The following is a 20,553-nucleotide window of genomic DNA, read 5'->3' on the forward strand; positions in this document are numbered from 1 at the left end:
ATGACTGTTGATACGAAATTACCATTCGATCAAGAATACGTTTCAAATTACTCCAAGGAACTCGGTGAACCGGATTGGCTAAAAGAAGTTCGCCTTAACGCTCTTAGAAAGGCTTATGACCTTCCAATGCCAAAGCCGGATAAAACAAAAATTGATAAATGGAATTTTACACAATTTGAGAAGCATGTTGTTGAAGGGAAACCATTAAACAATCTAGAAGAGCTTCCTGAAGAGGTTAAAACATTAATTGATTTAGATGAGGACCATAAAAACTTATATGTACAATGCGACAATACACCTGCCTATGTTTCCTTATCAGATGAATTAAAAGAGCAAGGTGTTATTTTTACCGATATTCATACAGCTGCACGTGAGCATGGAGAGCTTTTACAAAAATACTTTATGAAAGATGGTGTGAAAGTGGATGAGCACCGTTTAACAGCTCTACATGCAGCTTATATGAATGGCGGGGTGTTTGTCTACGTTCCGAAAAACATCGAAGTAAAGGCACCTCTACAAGCTGTGTTTGTCCATGAAAATCCTGATGCAAATTTATTCAACCATGTTATTGTTGTGGCAGATGACAATAGCTCTGTAACGTATGTAGAAAACTACATTTCCACAACAAAAGTTGAAAAGGCTGTATTTAACTTAGTAACAGAAGTGATTGCAGGTACAAATGCAAAGGTTAGCTACGGAGCTGTTGACAATTTAGTAGAAAACATTACGATATATGTAAACCGCCGCGGTGTGGCTGGTCGTGATGCACGTATTGAGTGGGCTTTAGGATTAATGAATGAAGGCAATACCATTTCAGAAAATGTAACGAATTTAGTAGGTGACGGTTCTTTCGGCGATACGAAAACAGTTGTAGTTGGATGCGGCAACCAAACTCAAAACTTCACGACAAAAGTTGTTCACTTCGGTAAACATTCAGAAGGCTATATTTTAAAACACGGTGTTATGAAGGATCATGCAACTTCTATCTTTAATGGAATCGGTAAAATTGAACATGGTGCATCTAAATCAAATGCTGAGCAAGAGTCTCGTGTTCTCATGTTAAGCGATCAAGCCCGCGGTGATGCGAATCCGATCCTTCTCATTGATGAAGATGATGTAACGGCTGGACATGCAGCTTCTGTTGGTCGAGTTGACCCAATTCAACTTTATTACTTAATGAGCCGTGGAATTCCAAAGATAGAAGCAGAGCGATTAATTATTCATGGATTTTTGGCACCAGTTGTGAACAACATGCCGATTGAAGGCGTCAAAAAACAATTAATAGAAGTTATTGAAAGGAAAGTTCGATAATGAATATCCAAGATATTCGTAAACAATTCCCTATTTTAGATCAGGAAGTCAATGGCCATCCATTAGTATATTTAGACAGTGCAGCGACTTCTCAAAAGCCGCTGCCTGTCATTGAAGCTATTACAAAATATTACCGTGAATACAATTCCAATGTACACCGTGGTGTTCATACATTAGGAACTAGAGCAACAGACGGTTATGAAAATGCACGGGAAAAAGTTCGCCAATTTATTCAAGCAAAATCGATTGAAGAAATTATTTTCACAAGAGGGACAACAACGGCTTTAAATATGGTTGCATCTAGCTATGGCCTCTCCCATTTACAAAAAGGCGACGAGATTGTCATCAGTTATATGGAGCATCATGCGAATATTATTCCTTGGCAGCAAGTCGCAAAAGAAACAGGTGCAAAATTGAAATACATTCCATTACAAGAGGATGGAACGATTGCCTTAAAAGATGTTGAAGAAACGGTAACGAATCAAACAAAGATTGTATCATTAGCACTTGTTTCAAATGTGTTAGGGACGATTAACCCGATTAAAGAAATAGCGGAAATTGCTCATAAAAATGGAGCAGTCATGGTTGTGGATGCGGCTCAAGGTGCACCGCATATGAAAATCGATGTTCAAAACCTTGATTGTGATTTCCTTGCTTTTTCAGGTCATAAAATGTGTGGACCAACGGGGATTGGGGTATTATACGGAAAGAAAGAGCTTTTAGAGAATATGGAGCCAGTGGAAACTGGCGGTGAAATGATCGATTTTGTTGGATTATATGAGTCTACTTGGAAAGAGCTTCCGTGGAAGTTTGAAGCTGGAACTCCAATTATTGCTGGTGCGATCGGCTTAGCTGCGGCCATTGATTTTTTAGAGGATATCGGTTTAGACAATATCGCAAACCATGAACATAAGCTCGCACAATATGCGTTGCAAAGACTTTCGGAAATCGAAGGATTAACCATTTACGGCCCGCAAGAACGAGCTGGTCTTGTTACCTTTAATATTGAAGATGTGCATCCCCATGATGTAGCAACCGTGTTAGATGCTGAAGGTATAGCGGTTCGGGCTGGACATCATTGTGCTCAGCCACTCATGAAATGGTTGAATGTTAGTGCAACGGCACGAGCAAGCTTTTATTTATATAACACAGAGGATGAGATTGATAAACTTGCATTAGCAATACAAAAAACAAAGGAGTATTTTGGAAATGTCATTTAATAATCTTGACACTTTATATCGTCAAGTCATTATGGATCATTATAAAAACCCGAGAAATAAAGGGGTTTTAGAAGATAGCGTAACGGTAGATATGAACAACCCAACATGTGGGGATCGCATCCATTTGACCATGAAAATAGAAGATGGGAAAGTAGTTGATGCGAAGTTTGAAGGTGAAGGATGCTCTATTTCAATGTCTTCAGCTTCCATGATGACAAATGCTATAAAAGGCCAGACAATCGAAAATGCACTAAAGCTTTCTAAAATATTTTCAGATATGATGCAAGGAAAAGATTATGATGATGATCTGGATTTAGGAGATATTGAAGCGCTACAAGGTGTATCAAAATTCCCGGCGCGCATTAAATGTGCTACTTTGGCGTGGAAGGCCTTAGAAAAAGGGATTCAAACAAGCGAAAACAGCTAATGCCATAACTTTAAAAGGAATGGAGTGAGCAAAATGGCGAAAAAAATGCCTGAAATTGGCGATTATAAATATGGCTTTGCCGATAAGGACGTTTCCATTTTCCGTGCAAAACGAGGTTTAACGAAAGAAGTCGTCGAAGAAATTTCTAAAATGAAGCAAGAGCCAGAGTGGATGTTAAAGTTCCGCTTAAAATCATTAGAGCATTTTTACAACATGCCTATGCCTCAATGGGGCGGAGATTTATCCGCATTAGACTTTGATGAAATTACGTATTATGTCAAACCTTCAGAACGATCTGAACGTTCTTGGGATGAGGTTCCAGAAGAAATCAAGCGTACTTTTGATAAATTAGGAATTCCTGAAGCAGAACAAAAATATTTAGCAGGGGTATCTGCTCAATATGAGTCTGAGGTTGTTTACCACAATATGAAAGAAGACCTTGAAGCGATGGGAATTATCTTCAAAGATACGGATAGTGCCTTAAAAGAAAATGAAGATATTTTCCGTAAGCATTGGGCAACCGTTGTACCACCTACAGACAATAAGTTTGCGGCATTGAACTCAGCTGTATGGTCTGGTGGATCATTTATTTATGTACCACCTGGTGTAAAGGTAGATACGCCTTTACAAGCATATTTCCGTATTAACTCTGAAAACATGGGGCAATTTGAACGGACGTTAATCATTGTTGATGAAGGGGCTCATGTCCATTATGTTGAAGGATGTACAGCTCCTGTTTATACAACGAATTCCCTACACAGTGCGGTTGTTGAAATCATCGTCAAGAAAAATGCTTATTGCCGCTATACAACGATTCAAAACTGGGCGAATAATGTTTATAACTTAGTAACGAAACGTGCAGTTTGTGAAGAAAATGCAACGATGGAATGGATTGACGGGAATATCGGTTCAAAACTAACGATGAAATATCCAGCCGTAATTTTGAAAGGTGAAGGCGCTCGTGGCATGACCCTTTCCATCGCTCTTGCCGGCAAAGGTCAGCACCAGGACGCTGGCGCAAAAATGATTCATCTAGCGCCAAACACTTCTTCTACGATTGTATCGAAATCTATTTCAAAACAAGGTGGAAAAGTAACATATCGTGGTATAGTCCACTTTGGCCGCAAGGCAGATGGAGCACGTGCAAACATTGAGTGTGATACGCTGATCATGGATAACAAATCTACTTCCGATACGATTCCATATAACGAAATTTTAAATGATAATATTTCGTTGGAACACGAAGCAAAAGTTTCAAAAGTATCGGAAGAGCAATTATTTTATCTCATGAGCCGCGGTATTTCCGAGGAAGAAGCAACAGAAATGATCGTCATGGGCTTTATCGAGCCATTTACGAAAGAACTGCCAATGGAATATGCTGTTGAAATGAATCGTTTAATCAAGTTTGAGATGGAAGGCTCTATCGGTTAATGAATTGAAGGGAAAGCTCACTAATCAAGGTGGGCTTTCCCTCATTTTTTCAAAAATGTTTTGGCAATTGCATTGTTTTGACCAAAATAGTGAATCTTTTTCCAGATTGTATTATGATGGATATAGAAAAGAATATACATAGATAGGGGTTCAACATGATCTATGTCGGCTTAACAGGTTGGGGAGACCATGATTCTTTATATCGTGCTAAATTACCGTCAACTGATAAATTAAGAGAGTATGCTGCTCATTTTCCGACTGTAGAAGTGGATGCGACGTTTTATGCTATTCAGCCAGAAGCAAATATTCGAAAATGGGTTTTGGATACTCCGGAAAATTTTCAATTTATTGTGAAGGCTTATCAAGGAATGACAGGTCATTCACGAGGGGAGATTCCTTTTTCAAGCAAAAAAGAAATGTTTTTCGCCTTTAAACAAATGCTGATCCCTTTTATTGAAGCGAAAAAGCTTGCGATGGTGCTATTTCAATTCCCGCCGTGGTTTGACTGTAAACGGGAGCACGTTGATTATCTTCGTTTTTGTAAGGAACAAATGGACAATATTCCGTGTGCCTTAGAATTTCGACATCAATCATGGTTTGAACCGAATTACCGAGAAAAAACTCTTCAATTTATGAAAAACGAAAAATGGATTCATAGCATTTGTGATGAGCCTCAAGTTGGAAGTGGTTCAGTTCCAACTGTATTACAATGTACAGATCGTGAAAAAACGCTTGTTCGAATGCATGGCCGCAATGTGCATGGTTGGTTAAAGCCGAGTGAAGGAAATTGGCGTGATGTGAGGTATTTATATCGCTATAATGAAGAGGAGCTTATCGAGTGGAAAAACAATTTAGCGATCCTGAAAGAGCAAACGCGTGACATTTACTTTCTTTTTAATAACAATTCCGGTGGAGATGCTGCTGACAATGCAAAGCAGTTCATACAACTATTAAACTTGCAATATGATGGTCTAGCACCAAGACAGCTAGATCTGTTTGAATTTGAATAAAAGGAGTACTCATCATGGACCTAATAATACTATTTTTGGTTGGATTAATTGGTGGAACGGTTGGAAGCTTGCTTGGTTTAGGTGGAGGAATTATTGTCGTCCCTGCTTTATTATTTCTCTCACCATATTTACCTATACTGAAGGATATTACTCCACAAGTGGCTGTTGGTACTTCCTTAGTTGTGATCATTTTTACTGGTTTATCGTCTACACTAGCGTATATGAAATATAAAAAAGTAGATTATAAAAGTGGATTAATATTATTTATCGGCAGCGGTCCGGGTGCATTCGTCGGAGCTTGGGTAAATAAAAGCTTAAATAATCAGTCCTTTTCTGTTTATTTTGGTCTATTTATGATTTTTTGTTCCATCTTACTATTATTAAATGAACGGATGAAACCTAGAAGGAAGGATGTAACAAAAGGATATATACGAAAGTTTACCGATCATCAAGGAGTAGAACATGCTTATGGCTTTCATCCAATGGTCGGAATTGTTGTGGCATTTTCTGTTGGTTTTTTATCCGGCTTGTTTGGAATTGGTGGAGGGTCTCTAATGGTTCCAGCGATGATCATGTTATTTTTATTCCCTCCTCATATTGCTGTAGCGACTTCGATGTTTATCATCTTTTTATCTTCCATTGTTAGCTCTATTACACACATAAGCTTAGGACATGTGAATTGGTTATATGCACTCTGTTTAATTCCTGGTGCTTGGTTTGGCGGAAAATGGGGAGCGAAAATCAACCAACGTCTTAAAAGCAAACAGATTGTGCTGCTACTTCGAATTATTTTAATTATAGTAGGAATACGCCTGATTTTCCAAGGGCTGGAATAATATGTTAAGGAGAGGTGGAACTTGTTACATAAAATCCATGTGTATCATACAAATGATTTACATAGCCATTTTGAAAATTGGCCGAAAATTGCTCATTATTTAAAAGAACGTCAAATCATTCATGAACAAAATGGCGAAGAATTTTTACTCTTTGATATTGGCGATCACGTCGATCGTTCTCAACCATTATCAGAAGCTACAGCTGGGAAAGCGAATGTGTCCCTTCTAAATCAATTGAATTATCATGCTGTTACAATTGGAAACAATGAAGGGATTACGTTGTCTTACAAAGCGTTAAATGAATTATATGAAAATGCTCATTTTCCCATTATTGTGTCAAATCTTTATGATGCGAATGGAATGAGGCCGAAATGGGCCAAGCCTTATTTGATCATAAATTGTTCAAACGGATTTAAAATCGGCTTGTTAGGTGTCACGGTTTACTATGAAAAATTTTACGAAATGCTTGGATGGAAAATTGTCAGCCCTTTTGAAAGCATAAAAGAAGTGCTTCAAGCAATTCGCAATGAGGCAGACATCATTATATTATTATCTCATTTGGGCATTACAGATGATGAGTGGGTGGCCGAACAATTCCCCGAAATTCATCTAATCCTTGGTGGACACACACATCACGTATTACCTACAGGAAAATATGTGCGAAACAGTTTACTCGCTGGAGCAGGGAAATATGGGCAATGGATTGGACATGTAGAACTTTCAATTGATGTAAGCGAAAGGAAATTAATTCATATAAAGGCAGAGCTAATGGACATAAAACAGCTCACAAAAGAGGATGAGCAAACACAAAGATGGTTAGAACGAAACGTTGATAAAGCGAAAAAGCATCTTGAAAAAAAAGTTGCAGAGCTAAAAGAGCCATTAGAAGTTCATTGGTTTTCTGACTCCCCATTTGCAAAGCTTTTAGCTTCTGCCATTCAAGAATGGTGTGATGGCGAATTAGCAATGGTCAATGCAGGAGTTTTACTTGAATCTTTACCGAAAGGACCTGTTACGAAAGGAGATATTCATCGGATTTGTCCACATCCTATAAATCCTTGTAAAGTTATGCTAAAAGGAGATCAACTGAAAGAAGTGATTTTACAAGCACGTACAAAAAAAATGGAGCAGCTTCAATTAAAAGGACTCGGTTTTCGTGGCAAGGTAATGGGAAGAATGATTTTTTCTGGTGCAGAAGTGATCGCAAAAACATTGAATGATGGCGCAGAACATGTCCAACAGATTAATATTAATGGGAAACCTCTTGACCCGAATCGAATGTATGCTGTCGCAACTCTTGATATGTTTACACTTGGTCCATTATATCCAGAATTGAGTCATGCAAAAGAAAAACAATATTATATGCCGGAAATGCTCCGTGATGTTTTGGAATGGAAGCTGCAAAAATTGAGTAAAGCCTAAAATGGGCGAAGCTGTCATTTCACCCTTTCCTTTGTATTTCCATAAAGTATAAATAGGAAAGGAGTGATGAGGATGGTTACATTAAAACCTATTATGATCGATCATCATCCGTTTACAGCCATTACAATTCATCTCCCGAAAACGAATTTTTTAGCAGTCATGAGCGAAAAGGGGTATATTATGTGTGGTGCATTGGATGTTCATTTACTAAACGAAAGGTTAAAAGATCGAGGAGTTGTTGCTGGACGTGCTGTGGGAGTTCGTACAATAGATCAGCTACTTGAAGCTCCTCTTGAATCTGTCACATATGAAGCAGAAAAACTTGGTATTCATCGAGGACTGAAGGGAAGAGATGCCTTACTAAAAATGGTGTAAATTTCAATTCTAATGAACAGATAAAATCATATGCGTACACTCCCCCATCTTTGCATACATATAGCAAGGAAAGGGGGATTTTGTTATGTTGAAAAAGCGAAGACGTCTCCCCAAAAGAGGTCCACTTCCATTTCGATATGTGTTTTTATTAACATTTGTTTTTTTTATTTTTTCAACGGCAGGCGGGTTATGGATCATTAATAAAGGAATAGAACCGACATTAGTCAGTGTTGCGGAAACAGAAACAAAACGAATTGCTACTCTTGTGATTAATAATGCCATTAATAAGCAAATTAATGATGAGGTCGATGTCAATAAGCTAATCGTTGTTGAGACGGATGAAAACGGAAAAGTAACAACCATTGATTTTAATGCCCAAATGGTGAACAGTATTTTAGCAAAAATCACACAAAAGGTTCAACGCAATTTACGAGAAGCTGAAAAAGGAAATATTGATGTATTAGACATTCCGGATATTGAAGTTGAAACAGAAGGAGAACCGGAAGAGGAAGGAATTATTTATTATATCCCACTTGGTCAAGCAACTAATAATGCATTGTTAGGGAACTTAGGTCCACGGGTCCCTGTTCGATTTTACGTCATTGGAAATGTAGTTTCAGACGTAAAGAAATCCATTGAACCATATGGAATTAATAATGCGCTCATTGAAATTTCTGTTCATGTAACCGTGAATGTACAGGTTGTTATCCCATTTGCAACCTCTACAACGACTGTTGAAAATACAATTCCGATTGCCTTCCGTGCCGTTCAAGGAGATGTGCCGCAATTTTATAATGGAAATGGGAATTCGAATCCTTCCATCGATTTACCAATAAATCCATAGTTGAAAATATGATTCTCTCTTGGTAAAATGCTTAACGTACAATTGAATATTTACCTTGTCTCCTAGATGAGGTAGAGGCGCGAAACATATGAGTAAACAATGGGAGGATGACAACGATGACCATGGTTGAAAGGATTTTTCGCCGAAGCAAAAAAAGACGTCACGCTTTTTTTGCTGGGGTTGCCTTGAATAAGGGTAACACTGTCATTATAGGACGACCCTATAATGGAGGGCTACTGATCGTGATGGAGGATAACATACATTACACATCAAACGGGTAATGATAGTTATTTTCTATCATTACCCGTTTTTTCCGTCATTTTCACTTCTCTCTGTTATTTTCTTTCTCGAACATCGCCCTCCGTAAATTCATGATGGAGGAGATCTTCTATGGTTGGTACAATTTATTCAATTATCCCGCCTATTATTGCGATCGTCATGGTTCTCATAACCCGTCGTGTCTTATTATCATTAGGTATCGGGATTCTTTCAGCAGCACTGATTATTAATGAATTTTCTATACGAAGTTCGTTAGTAACCATTTTCAATGCATTTAAAGCCGTTTTTTGGTCAGATGGCGAGGTCAACACGTGGAATGTATATATTTTATTATTCTTACTCATTCTTGGTATTATTACAGCGTTGATCTCGATCTCCGGAGGTAGTCGGGCTTTTGGTGAATGGGCTCAAAAGCGTGTGAAATCGCGTGTTGGTGCCCAAATTACGGCAGCGCTGTTAGGAATTATTATTTTCATAGATGATTATTTTAATGCGCTTGCTGTCGGTCAAGTGACACGTCACATAACCGATTGCCAAAAAGTTTCTAGGGCGAAGCTTGCATATATTATCGACTCCACATCTGCACCGGTTTGTGTCGTTTCCCCAATTTCAAGCTGGGGTGCGTACATTATTGCGATTATCGGCACCATTATAACTGCACATCAGGTAAGTGAATATACGGCATTGTCAGCATTTATTGCCATGATTCCGATGAATTTTTATGTTTTTTCAGCTTTATTGATTGTTTTTATTGTAGCATTGTTCAATATTAATATTGGACCGATGAAAGCACATGAAATGCGTGCAATCGAAACAGGTGAGGTTGTAGATCCAAATAAAGAGCCAATTGGAGAAGTAAAGGATACCTTACCTATTAGTGAAAAAGGAACAGTTGGCAATCTTCTATGGCCGATTATTGCCTTAGTAATTGGAACAGTATCGGCTATGATTTGGACCGGCTATAAGGCTGTTCCAGATGAAGCGACTATCTTGACCATTTTTGAAAACACTGATGTTTCAAAATCCCTTTTCTATGGCGGCATTTTTGGTTTAGTTATAACATTGATTATATATTTTGCAAAAGGAATTCAAGGCAGCTATTTGCCAAAAGGATTTATAGAAGGCATGAAATCGATGCTTCCGGCTATTTATATTTTAATTTTTGCTTGGACAATCGTTGATTTAATAGGTCAATTAGAAACAGGTACTTATTTAGCAGGACTTGTAAAAGAATCGAAATTAAATGTTTCCTATTTACCGGTCATCCTTTTCATCCTATCAGCTTTTATGGCCTTTGCAACAGGTACTTCATGGGGAACATTTGGTATTATGCTTCCAATTGCAGGAGATTTAACGGCAGCAACGGATATTAGCCTATTGTTACCTGCCATGGCAGCCGTTCTTGCAGGTTCTGTATTAGGTGACCATTGCTCGCCAATTTCCGATACAACCATTCTTTCTTCCACAGGAGCAGGAAGCCATCATATTGATCATGTATTAACACAATTACCATATGCGATCATTGGCGGTATAATGGCAGCGATAGGATACTTCGTATTAGGAATGACAGGAAGTACAATCATTGGTTTAGCCGTTGTCATCATTGCCATTGTTCTTTTCTCCATGTTCTTTGTGAAAAGAGCAAAACAAACAGCTTAAATGTTAAAAAGGGGCATTGTAAAAGTCGATGGTCGGACAAATGAGATTTGTTCGACCACGTGCTTTGTTGGTTCATAGACAGTCGAAAAGTAACAAAATTTACGAACACAGCCTTTAAATAATAGCAATTCTTACTACACAATTTAATAAAGAATTATATGAAAAAAATAACATTCATTGAATTTTATAACTTTATAGTTGTTGAAAAATTTTAAAAGGTAAGAAAATTATATATAAAAACAACTTGGAGACAAAATGCTCAATAAAAAAATCATTTTAAAATACTATTTTTAAAAAATGTCTTTGACATATGGTATAAATTAAAGATATACTATGTATATATTATGTTAAATAATCAGAAAATATTTAACTTTCGAAAACCGTAATAAAACGAAAAAATCAAAGGAGGGTCAATTTATGGAGAATCGACCACAATGGGGAACTAGGGCTGGCTTTATTTTAGCGGCAGTTGGGTCTGCTGTTGGATTAGGCAACATTTGGCGATTTCCAGCAACAGCTTATGAAAATGGTGGAGGAGCATTCTTTTTACCGTATTTATTTGCCCTATTAACCGCAGGTATTCCATTGTTAATTCTTGAGTTTACAATGGGGCATAAATTTAGGGGATCAGCACCTACATCATTCTCTCGGCTAAGTAAAGGAACTGAGTGGCTTGGCTGGTGGCAAGTAGCGATCTCATTTGTTATTTCTACTTATTATGCAGTTATTATCGCTTGGGCGATGGCCTATGCCGTATTTTCTTTTAAATTAACCTGGGGAGAAGATACAGAAGGATTTTTATTTTCCGAATATTTAAAACTTGCGGAAGCTCCAGGACAAATGGGGAGCATCGTCCCAAGTGTCATCATTCCACTTGTTATTGTTTGGGTCATTACCCTTGGCGTATTAATTGCCGGAGTAAAAAAGGGAATAGAGCTAGCAAACAAAATCTTTATTCCAGCGTTAGTTGTCATGTTTTTAATTATCGTCGTTCGCGCCCTCACGTTAGATGGTGCAGCAGCTGGTCTTGATGCATTCTTTAAACCAGATTGGACGAAAATAGCCGATGGTAAAGTTTGGGTAGCTGCTTATGGACAAATTTTCTTTAGTTTATCCATTGCGTTTGCCATTATGATTACTTACTCAAGCTACTTGCCAAAAAAATCAGATATTACAAACAATGCTTTTATAACTGGCTTTAGTAACTCAGCTTTTGAATTGTTAGCAGGTATTGGAGTATTTAGTGCTTTAGGTTTCATGGCAGCTCAAGCTGGTGTTCCTGTAAAAGAAGTTGTATCAGGAGGCGTAGGATTAGCGTTCGTAGTATTCCCACAAATCATCAATCAGCTTCCTGCTTTAAATGGGTTATTCGGCTTTTTATTCTTTGCGTGTTTAGTGCTAGCAGGGTTGTCATCCTTAATTTCCATTATTGAAACATATGTTGCTGGTGTTCAAGAAAAGTTTAACGTTTCTCGTACAACATCTGTAGTTCTTGGAGGAGGAATTGCAGCAATCATTTCCCTTTTATTTGCAACACAAGGCGGTTTATTCTATTTAGATGTTGCTGATTACTTTATTAATAATTTTGGAGTTGCTCTTGCTGGTTTGTTTGAAGTTATTACGGTCGCATGGATTGTTAAAGAGCTGAAAAGCTTCCAAAGCCATGCGGATGCTGTTTCAGACATAAAGCTTGGATTATGGTGGAGAATTTGCTTAGCGGTCATTACACCTGCCGTGTTAGGATATATGATGTTTGATAACCTTCGTACAAACTTAACTTCAGAGTATGGAGACTATCCACGTGAATTTATATTTAGTTCTGGTTGGAGTGTTGCCTTAGGTGCCATTTTGATCGGTGTCCTATTCTCCATTAAGAAAAAGTCTCAGCACTTAAACTCTTAAGATAAGGGGGTATCATAATGAGTACAAGTGCCGTTATGATGATGGTTTTAGGAGTTGTCATTATTTGGGGAGGGCTAGCAGTTAGTATTACAAATGCTGTTGTGAAAGCCCGTCGCCAAAAAAATTAATTCAAATACGAAAGGCTGAACAAAGGGGACAATAAATGTCCTTTGTCTCAGCTTTTTTTATTTCATTGATTTTTGTCGTTCTTGGCGTTCCCATAAACGTAAATGGGGATAAGGATCAAAAGACCATTCAGTACGACCGTTGTCTTTGTACATACCATAATGTAAATGGGGTGGGAACTTTCCAGCCGTTCCAGGTGGACCATATCCAGAGCTGCCAACTGAACCGATCAGTTGACCAGGCTTTACAATCTGACCGACATGAAGGTCTTTAGAGAAGCCGTTCAAATGGGCGAAATAATGATACGTATTATTGATATCTCGAATTCCTATTCGCCAACCGCCATAGCGATTCCACCCTTTCATTTCCACAATGCCGTAGCATGTTGCACGAACAGGAACACCGTAACTAGCAAAAATGTCTGTTCCTTCATGAATTCTTCTACCGCCCCAGCCTCTTGCGTCTCCCCAGGTGCTTCGATAGCTGTAATTTGCCTTTAATGGAACTGGAAATGCATGCTCAAATAAATTTAAATGGCCAAAATGCTTGTATATTTTTATATGACCTATGATGATCCCAACTGTTTTATCACGTTGGTAATAATCCCATAAAGCAATTTTTATGTTTTCAAGGTCAATGCCATACGAAGACAAATAATCGGCAAATGTATATAAAACATCCTCGTCATTTGTCCGATCCGCTTTCCCATCCCCGTTTCCATCTTTACCCATACCTCCAAAAATCTGAATGCTTACAGGGCTTTGATCATCATAATGAGGATTGGAAGGCCCTGCCCATTTTTCAGGTGGAATATAAATCCCGATTAAGCCTACTTCTTTTGGAATGTCCTTTCGAACTCGACGTACGTTCCGTTCATATTGGTCAACCGCTGCTAATACATACCAAGGTATTTGCGTGATGGCTTCAACTTTTCTGTAAAGACTTAACCGTTCTTGATTGCGTTTTTTTTCATCCATTTGTATTGCGGCTTCTATATTTTTAGTGAAGAAAGCGATAAGTAAAATGAAGATCATCATTTGTTTGAAAAACACGTATGCTAACTCCTTTCCCACTATTTCATATGTTTAGTTTGGTATAAGGAGCGTTTTTCATTATAAGAAAATGTTAGAAATTATGAAAAATGCTTTTCCTTGTTCATTACCTCCCGTTATGTTAAATTGTCTATAGTATTTGAATTTTTGTTTCCACCATTTCGTTTTGATCGTTCATTAACTACATACTGGAGTGATTTGCATATGGCAAAAAAAGAAGAATATTTACGTAAGCCTGAATGGCTTAAAATAAAATTAAATACAAACGAAAACTACACCGGCTTGAAAAAGCTCATGCGTGACCATAAGCTTCACACGGTCTGTGAAGAAGCGAAATGCCCCAATATTCATGAATGCTGGGCTGTAAGGAGAACCGCAACATTTATGATTTTAGGAAGCGTCTGTACTCGCGCTTGTCGTTTCTGTGCTGTTAAAACAGGTCTTCCGACTGAATTGGATTGGCAAGAGCCTGAACGTGTGGCAGAATCCGTTTATTTAATGAATTTAAAGCATGTCGTAATAACAGCTGTTGCGCGTGATGATTTAAAGGACGGAGGAGCTGCTGTTTTTGCTGAAACAGTTCGGGCTGTTCGTAAAAAAAATCCATTTACAACAATTGAAGTTCTCCCTTCGGATATGGGAGGTGTTTACGAGAATTTAAAAACATTAATGGATGCACGCCCGGACATTTTAAACCATAATATCGAAACCGTGCGCCGCTTAACACCTAGAGTACGGGCTCGTGCTACGTATGAACGTTCATTGGAATTTTTAAGAAGAGCTAAAGAAATGCAGCCAGATATCCCAACAAAATCAAGTATTATGATCGGTCTTGGCGAAACAAAAGAGGAAATTATTGAAGCAATGGACGACTTGAGAGCAAATTATGTAGATATTATGACGATTGGGCAATATTTACAACCAACGAAAAAGCATTTAAAAGTTCAAAAATATTACCATCCAGATGAGTTTATAGAATTAAAAGAAATTGCGCTATCCAAAGGTTTTAGCCATGTAGAAGCAGGTCCACTCGTCCGTTCTTCTTATCATGCTGATGAGCAAGTCAATGAAGCGGCTAAACAGCGCCAAGCAAAAGCGTAGAAAAAAGAAAAAGCAATCGGGGAACGAACATGCATTCCGATTGCTTTTTCCTTTTAGCGGTCTTTCATATCTTTATCGAGGTTTTCATTCATTTCTCCATAGCCTTCTCCATTTTCATTTTCACCTGTGTTAAGCTTTCGGCCTTGCGGAGATTTTAACATTTCTTGAATAAGATTATCTATGCTTCGGTCTATTTTCAATGAATCTGTATCCATTTGACTATAAGATTCGATTTGTCTAATAAGATTCGGGTTATCTGTTACATACACATGATAATATCTTGGAACAACAGAGATCGCTGTCTTTTTCACTTGATCAGCAGTTTCAAAACGATTATCGGAATTCGTTTGATACCAAACTAATACTTCATCATCCGTAACAAGTGTTGCTACATCCTGAACGTTTGGCAGCTGAACGGCTAATGTACTAATAACATTGGCCATTTGCTCACGGTTAATGGCTGGGGTTTCGGTAGAAAGCTTTTCGTAGCCGGCAACCGGACTTTTTTGATGCCTTACATAACCGAAATGACCTGCATCATCATCATCATTTCCATTATTCATATCATCTTCATTGTATAATTCATTTCGATCTGTAACGTTAATGGTATTACCATTTTCTTTATACATTCCAAGATCATTGTCATCATACTGGCAGCCTGTTAATAACAATAATCCTAAAAGACAAGCTGATAAAACTGATTTGATCATGATTTAACACCTCCTATTGATAGATTGACCAATAGGGAGAAAAAAGTTGTTAGTAATTGATGGGGATTTTACATTCGTTTATCATAAAAAGAAAAGAGCATCGAAAAAGGTGGAGTCCTTCATGATTACCATTCATAATCAACATTACCAATTAGTAAAAGAGTTTAAAAATGGCTTTAACGAAGAAGCGTTTAAAGAAAGATACAGCGAAATTTTAAATAAATATGATTATATTGTCGGGGATTGGGGATATAATCAGTTAAGATTACGCGGGTTTTACGATGATCAAAATCAAAAAGCCACATATGATACAAAAATTAGCACATTAGATGAATATTTGTATGAATATTGTAATTACGGTTGTGCCTATTTTGTTTTGAAAAAAGTTCATGTATAAGTCGAAGCAGCTGCTTCGACTTATGATTCATATGGCGGTTGTTCATTTTGTGAAGGATCATCATGGGGTGGATGGCTTCCAGGGTCCTGTCTTGGCAAATCTTGATGAAAGGATCTAAATTCATAATTGAAGGCACTGTAATGTTGTTGACCTTCTTCCCAAGGAGAGCTTTTATTCTCTACCGGTTCATATTTGTTTCGTGGAGAACCATAAGCACCTTCTGGCAGGCCTTCGGGAATTAAAAAATTACGCATCGTTTCAACGTTTGAAAAATCGCTGTATTGTCTTCTTTTTTGATCACCCATGGCTGTCACCTTCCAATATATTTTCTCTCCTCTCGTGCATATCGTTCCACGAATGAACAAACTTATTCAGACGCAAGAATGAACAGTTGCTATGTTTTACACAATTTCATATAAAAACTCCCGCAATTCTTTTGCATTTTCGTCGCTTAATTGAAATGCATGCTCAAGATATCCAGGCTCCTTTAAGTCATCTTCTCCAATGATAGCAAAGCGGTCGCTAAGCAAGTTTAAAACAAGGTATTTCCCGTAGTATCGATCTGTCTGAATAATCGCTAAATCAAAACGTTCATTATGGCCCATAAAGCTGACGAAACGAACTTTTGCATCAACTGTTTCGTCATATAAGTAATAGCGTTCGTCCAAAATGATAACCTCCCATAAAAAATGTTCTAAATGGATTGTATCACATTTTCATTCGAACATTTGTAAACGAACCGTAACTATGTGATAAAATAAAAATGCATAGTATTTATAGGGGGAAATTTTCATGTATTTTGTCGATCGCGAGAAAATTGAACAAATGTTAAAATATTTAGAAGATACATTAGCGATTTTTGAAAAACAAAAGGGCTGGACTTCGGATGTTGAAAAAAAAGCGTTAGAACGAATGGTTCAAATGGTTATTGAAGCTATATTAGATGTTGGAAATGCGATGATTGATGGATTTATTATGCGTGATCCAGGAAGCTTTGAAGATATTATTGACATTTTACAAGATGAACAAGTCATTGCTGAACATGATGCAATAGCGCTGAAAGAAGTAATTATGCACCGAAAACAGCTTGTTCAACACTATTTGCAAATTAATCATGATGAGCTGCTACATACAGTCAAAAAACAAATGGCTGCTTTAAAACGCTTTCCGGAGCAAATTCGATTTTATTTAGAAAATGAATTAGGACCAGTATCCGCTTTTCGAAAATAATCAAGATTGAAGGAGTGAAGCAGTAAGGATTGGGCCAATATTACTTTTTCAAAAACTGCTTCACGAAAAAAATTGGGAAACGCTTTCTTTGAGAAGGCGTTTTCTTTATGTGATATAATTTTTACAGGCTTTTTCGCAAAAATTGTTGCTTTACTATAGCTTTTCGACTGTCATAAGCAAGCGACAAAGTTTACGAAAACAGCCTTTTTATAAGAGGAGAGAAACGAAATGAAGCATTATAAAGGGTATTTAATTGATCTAGACGGAACGATGTACAAAGGAACGGAAAAAATTGAAGAAGCGAGTAAATTCGTTAAACGATTGAGAGAAAAAGAAATTCCGTATTTATTTGTCACGAATAACTCATCTCGTACACCTAAACAAGTGGCGGAAAAGCTAATTAGCTTTGAAATTCCTGCCGAAGAGTCACAAGTATTTACAACAAGTTTGGCTACAGCTAATTTTATTTATGGGAGAAAAAAGGATGCAAAAGTTTATGTAATCGGGGAAGAAGGCATACAACAGGCATTGTTAGAAAAAGGGTTTACATTTGAGGATGATAATCCCGACTTTGTTGTGATTGGAATTGACCGTAAGATTAATTATGAAAAGTTGGCGAAAGCCTGTCTAGCTGTAAGAAACGGAGCCGCTTTTATTTCTACAAATGGGGATATTGCAATTCCAACAGAGCGGGGGTTATTACCAGGGAATGGCTCTCTTACCTCCGTTATTACCGTTTCAACAACTGTCCAACCAATATTTATCGGAAAACCGGAGCCGATCATTATGGAGCAAGCTTTAAAAGTTCTTGGTACGAAAAAGGAAGAGACGCTAATGGTCGGCGACAACTATGACACAGATATTAAAGCTGGAATGAATGCAGGAATTGATACACTTCTTGTTCATACAGGAGTGACAACAAAAGAACATTTAAAAGAAAAAAAAGAAAAGCCAACCTATAGCGTAGATTCCCTTGAGGAATGGATTCCTTATATTTAACCATAAAGAAAAATGATGTCAAATTAAAAAGCTGAAGCACCCTCATCGATAATAGGGTGCTTCACAAGTGTTGATTATCCATTATTTTACTTAAACATACAGAATCGTATGGCTGAACACAAGCTTTTCTGCCGGAGTCGGCAAGAGATTCGCTTGCCGACTCCGGCAGAAAAGCTAGAAATAGAGCCATCTCAACTGGTTATTATTGGTTAATCAACACGCCTGAGGATGCTTTTTAAATTATTCGGTATTAGCTGCCCGGTGTGCTAAACGGCTAGAGGCAGCAGCAGCAATAGCACCAACGATATCATCTAAAAAGGTATGGCACATGCCTGTACTTTTATCGTTTAAATACTTTAAAACACCAGGTTTTTGTTTATCAATGAATCCATAGTTTGTAAAGCCAATGGAACCGTATATATTAACAATCGAAAAGGCTAGCACTTCATCAATACCATACAAACCTTCATCAGATAGAATAATCGATTGAAGCGGCTCCTCCAGCTTACCTTGCTCTGCTAAAAGGTCAAACTGTATTCCTGTTAATATTGCATTTTGCACCTCACGCTTTCTAAGGACACGGTCAACGTTTTCCAAACATTCATCCATCGTTAAATTAGTATGATAATTTTGTTGTAAGTAATAAACAAGCTCCGCTATTTGTTCTGGTTTTACTCCTCTTTCCTCGAGCCATTTACGGGCTGTTTTTTCCAATTGATTCATTTTTTTCTCCATCTGCTTCACCCAATCTTTTTTAATATTTTATACGCCAAAACTTAGAACATGTGTGATTTTTTTATATTTTTTCCGAAGGCTCTTTTCTAAAAGATTGTTGCTTTACGATACGATAAATTTTCGACTGTCAGGCAAGCGATACGCTTGCGACACGTTATAGCTTGACATGATTGTATATTTGTCAGACCTCGTGCTTTGTTCGGTTTATATTCAGTCGAAAAGCAACAATGTTTACGAAAACAGCCTTCCGCAAGACGACCATTGTTTTATTAGGAAGTGTTGTTTCAGTTTGCTAAAAATATTCATATTCATTTGGAAAAGACACTAACTTAATGATAAGAACAAATTTTGGGGGAACAACGATGAAAAATGTTATTGAAGAGACATTTGGATTAACCGTATTACAATTTTTTGATTATGGACAGTACAAAGCTTTTCGGACAAGAAGAAAGATTTGTATGATCGTTCCGGTTTCACACTTAGAAGAAGATGAACTATATGAAATGTATCAAATGGGACAGCATTTATTAGAGAATAAAGAGCGAAATGTTGCAATGTTTTTATTAACAAAGCAAGGAACCCTTTCCTTTTATTACGAAAAAGAGAAGTTTGTTCTTTTACAAGTACCGTTTTACTCCGGACCATCAAAAGTATATTCTCTTGGAAGGAGCTTAGCTCAATTTCATCAAAAAGGCCGAACTTTAGCTGTTAAAATATCCAAAACGAATCGGATTGGAAAGTGGAAATCATTGTGGGAACAAAGGCTAGATCAATTAGAAGTATTTTGGAGAGGGAAAGTAAACATCCAGCCTTTAAATCATTTTGATAAAATGTTTGTTGAATCATTCCCGTACTATTTAGGTTTATGTGAAAATGCGATCCAATACCTTGTTGATACGGAGATTGATGATGAACCGCAGCCAGTTGATGCAGCGACTATTTGTCATCATCGTTTTACTTCTGAAACATGGAAAAGCCCAGGCTGCAAAATTCCAACAGAATGGGTTTTTGATCATGCAGGGAGAGATCTTGCTGAATATATTCGTGATCAATTTGATAAAAATAACGAAGTGTTTGACGCCGCTTTTTTAGAGGATTATGACCGAACCGCTCGTCTTTCTTCATTTTTTTGGCGGTTAGTATATAGCCGTTTGCTATTTCCTCTTCATTATTTTGAGTGTATTGAGAATTATTATTTATCAAAAGAAGAATACAGAGACGAATATGAAAAGAAGCTAGAAAAAATGCTGCAAGAATCAGGAAAATATGAGCGTTATATTTCTTCCTTTTCATCACTTCTTTCGATGAGAACAAGGAAAATATATTTACCGAGAATCCACTGGCTATCTCCATCATGAAAGAACAAAAAGTATGTTGTCGATTATTTATAAGGAACGGTCAATCAATCAATATAGCTTATGAGTCAGACGAATGGTCTGACCTGTTTTTTATGAAAAGGCTCTTTTCTAAAAGATTGTTGCTTTACA

At 37.4% G+C, this 20,553-nt stretch carries 22 protein-coding genes and 1 riboswitch; of the genes, 17 read left to right on the forward strand and 5 right to left on the reverse strand.

Going from position 1 to position 20,553, the window contains the following annotated elements; all coding sequences use genetic code 11:
* The 12 genes from sufD (at position 1) to J2S06_RS05680 (ending at position 12,844) form a co-directional block, all read left to right on the forward strand.
* A complete protein-coding gene (gene sufD, locus J2S06_RS05625; protein WP_419151599.1) occupies positions 1–1,311 on the forward strand; it encodes a Fe-S cluster assembly protein SufD in 1,311 nt (436 codons plus the stop codon).
* On the forward strand, positions 1,311–2,531 hold the full coding sequence (locus tag J2S06_RS05630; protein WP_419151600.1) for a cysteine desulfurase: 1,221 nt from the start codon (positions 1,311–1,313) through the stop codon (positions 2,529–2,531). Before sufD ends, J2S06_RS05630 begins: the two co-directional genes overlap by 1 nt.
* The gene (gene sufU, locus J2S06_RS05635; RefSeq protein ID WP_419151601.1) at positions 2,521–2,958 is read left to right on the forward strand and encodes a Fe-S cluster assembly sulfur transfer protein SufU; all 438 of its coding nucleotides are present in this window, start codon (positions 2,521–2,523) and stop codon (positions 2,956–2,958) included. Before J2S06_RS05630 ends, sufU begins: the two co-directional genes overlap by 11 nt.
* 33 nt (positions 2,959–2,991) lie before the next feature.
* The gene (gene sufB / locus J2S06_RS05640) at positions 2,992–4,389 is read left to right on the forward strand and encodes a Fe-S cluster assembly protein SufB (protein ID WP_044895907.1); all 1,398 of its coding nucleotides are present in this window, start codon (positions 2,992–2,994) and stop codon (positions 4,387–4,389) included.
* Between the two features lie 155 nt (positions 4,390–4,544).
* A complete protein-coding gene (locus tag J2S06_RS05645) occupies positions 4,545–5,399 on the forward strand; it encodes a DUF72 domain-containing protein (RefSeq protein ID WP_419151602.1) in 855 nt (284 codons plus the stop codon).
* Positions 5,400–5,413: 14 nt separating this feature from the next.
* Positions 5,414–6,235 carry a sulfite exporter TauE/SafE family protein gene (locus J2S06_RS05650; RefSeq protein WP_419151603.1) on the forward strand — a complete coding sequence of 274 codons (822 nt, stop codon included), beginning with the start codon at positions 5,414–5,416 and terminating at the stop codon, positions 6,233–6,235.
* A 21-nt stretch (positions 6,236–6,256) separates the two neighbouring features.
* Positions 6,257–7,657 carry a bifunctional metallophosphatase/5'-nucleotidase gene (locus J2S06_RS05655; protein ID WP_419151604.1) on the forward strand — a complete coding sequence of 467 codons (1,401 nt, stop codon included), beginning with the start codon at positions 6,257–6,259 and terminating at the stop codon, positions 7,655–7,657.
* A 72-nt stretch (positions 7,658–7,729) separates the two neighbouring features.
* Positions 7,730–8,032, forward strand: a complete 303-nt coding sequence (locus J2S06_RS05660; protein ID WP_044895903.1) for a YunC family protein — start codon at positions 7,730–7,732, stop codon at positions 8,030–8,032.
* An 85-nt stretch (positions 8,033–8,117) separates the two neighbouring features.
* A complete protein-coding gene (yunB, locus tag J2S06_RS05665) occupies positions 8,118–8,876 on the forward strand; it encodes a sporulation protein YunB (RefSeq protein WP_044895902.1) in 759 nt (252 codons plus the stop codon).
* Positions 8,877–8,940: 64 nt separating this feature from the next.
* Positions 8,941–9,120, forward strand: a riboswitch (Lysine riboswitch).
* Between the two features lie 146 nt (positions 9,121–9,266).
* Positions 9,267–10,814: a Na+/H+ antiporter NhaC family protein gene (locus tag J2S06_RS05670; RefSeq protein WP_419151605.1), complete on the forward strand. Its 1,548-nt coding sequence runs from the start codon at positions 9,267–9,269 to the stop codon at positions 10,812–10,814.
* Positions 10,815–11,231: 417 nt separating this feature from the next.
* Positions 11,232–12,716, forward strand: coding sequence for a sodium-dependent transporter (locus J2S06_RS05675; protein WP_419151606.1), 1,485 nt, complete (start codon positions 11,232–11,234; stop codon positions 12,714–12,716).
* A gap of 17 nt (positions 12,717–12,733) precedes the next feature.
* The gene (locus J2S06_RS05680) at positions 12,734–12,844 is read left to right on the forward strand and encodes a methionine/alanine import family NSS transporter small subunit (protein WP_419151607.1); all 111 of its coding nucleotides are present in this window, start codon (positions 12,734–12,736) and stop codon (positions 12,842–12,844) included.
* A 57-nt stretch (positions 12,845–12,901) separates the two neighbouring features.
* Here the strand turns inward: J2S06_RS05680 and J2S06_RS05685 are convergent, their stop codons facing one another.
* Positions 12,902–13,819 (reverse strand): M23 family metallopeptidase, encoded by a 918-nt coding sequence (locus tag J2S06_RS05685; protein ID WP_419151642.1) that lies wholly within the window; start codon positions 13,817–13,819, stop codon positions 12,902–12,904.
* Between the two features lie 279 nt (positions 13,820–14,098).
* Between J2S06_RS05685 and lipA the strand changes: the two genes are divergently transcribed.
* The gene (lipA, locus tag J2S06_RS05690) at positions 14,099–14,995 is read left to right on the forward strand and encodes a lipoyl synthase (protein WP_044895899.1); all 897 of its coding nucleotides are present in this window, start codon (positions 14,099–14,101) and stop codon (positions 14,993–14,995) included.
* A 53-nt stretch (positions 14,996–15,048) separates the two neighbouring features.
* On the opposite strand, the gene J2S06_RS05695 is transcribed toward lipA, so the two are convergent.
* Complete coding sequence (locus tag J2S06_RS05695) at positions 15,049–15,705, reverse strand: YhcN/YlaJ family sporulation lipoprotein (RefSeq protein WP_419151608.1); 657 nt, start codon at positions 15,703–15,705, stop codon at positions 15,049–15,051.
* A gap of 121 nt (positions 15,706–15,826) precedes the next feature.
* Here J2S06_RS05695 and J2S06_RS05700 point away from each other — a divergent pair, with 121 nt between their 5' ends.
* Positions 15,827–16,102 (forward strand): YutD family protein, encoded by a 276-nt coding sequence (locus J2S06_RS05700; RefSeq protein WP_044895937.1) that lies wholly within the window; start codon positions 15,827–15,829, stop codon positions 16,100–16,102.
* A 20-nt stretch (positions 16,103–16,122) separates the two neighbouring features.
* Here J2S06_RS05700 and J2S06_RS05705 read toward each other — a convergent pair whose 3' ends face one another.
* On the reverse strand, positions 16,123–16,407 hold the full coding sequence (locus tag J2S06_RS05705; RefSeq protein ID WP_419151609.1) for a cytosolic protein: 285 nt from the start codon (positions 16,405–16,407) through the stop codon (positions 16,123–16,125).
* A gap of 96 nt (positions 16,408–16,503) precedes the next feature.
* Positions 16,504–16,770, reverse strand: coding sequence for a DUF3055 domain-containing protein (locus tag J2S06_RS05710; protein ID WP_044895896.1), 267 nt, complete (start codon positions 16,768–16,770; stop codon positions 16,504–16,506).
* Positions 16,771–16,894: 124 nt separating this feature from the next.
* On the opposite strand from J2S06_RS05710, the gene J2S06_RS05715 reads away from it, so the two are divergent.
* Both J2S06_RS05715 and J2S06_RS05720 read left to right on the forward strand, forming a co-directional pair.
* Positions 16,895–17,332 carry a DUF86 domain-containing protein gene (locus J2S06_RS05715; RefSeq protein ID WP_419151610.1) on the forward strand — a complete coding sequence of 146 codons (438 nt, stop codon included), beginning with the start codon at positions 16,895–16,897 and terminating at the stop codon, positions 17,330–17,332.
* A gap of 228 nt (positions 17,333–17,560) precedes the next feature.
* A complete protein-coding gene (locus J2S06_RS05720; protein WP_419151611.1) occupies positions 17,561–18,331 on the forward strand; it encodes a TIGR01457 family HAD-type hydrolase in 771 nt (256 codons plus the stop codon).
* A 240-nt stretch (positions 18,332–18,571) separates the two neighbouring features.
* Here J2S06_RS05720 and J2S06_RS05725 read toward each other — a convergent pair whose 3' ends face one another.
* The gene (locus J2S06_RS05725) at positions 18,572–19,066 is read right to left on the reverse strand and encodes a phosphatidylglycerophosphatase A family protein (RefSeq protein ID WP_407638516.1); all 495 of its coding nucleotides are present in this window, start codon (positions 19,064–19,066) and stop codon (positions 18,572–18,574) included.
* A gap of 362 nt (positions 19,067–19,428) precedes the next feature.
* Here J2S06_RS05725 and yutH point away from each other — a divergent pair, with 362 nt between their 5' ends.
* Positions 19,429–20,424, forward strand: coding sequence for a spore coat putative kinase YutH (yutH, locus tag J2S06_RS05730; protein ID WP_419151612.1), 996 nt, complete (start codon positions 19,429–19,431; stop codon positions 20,422–20,424).
* Positions 20,425–20,553: the final 129 nt, after the last annotated feature.

The organism is Bacillus alveayuensis, assembly GCA_030812955.1.
Classification (GTDB): domain Bacteria; phylum Bacillota; class Bacilli; order Bacillales; family Aeribacillaceae; genus Bacillus_CB; species Bacillus_CB alveayuensis.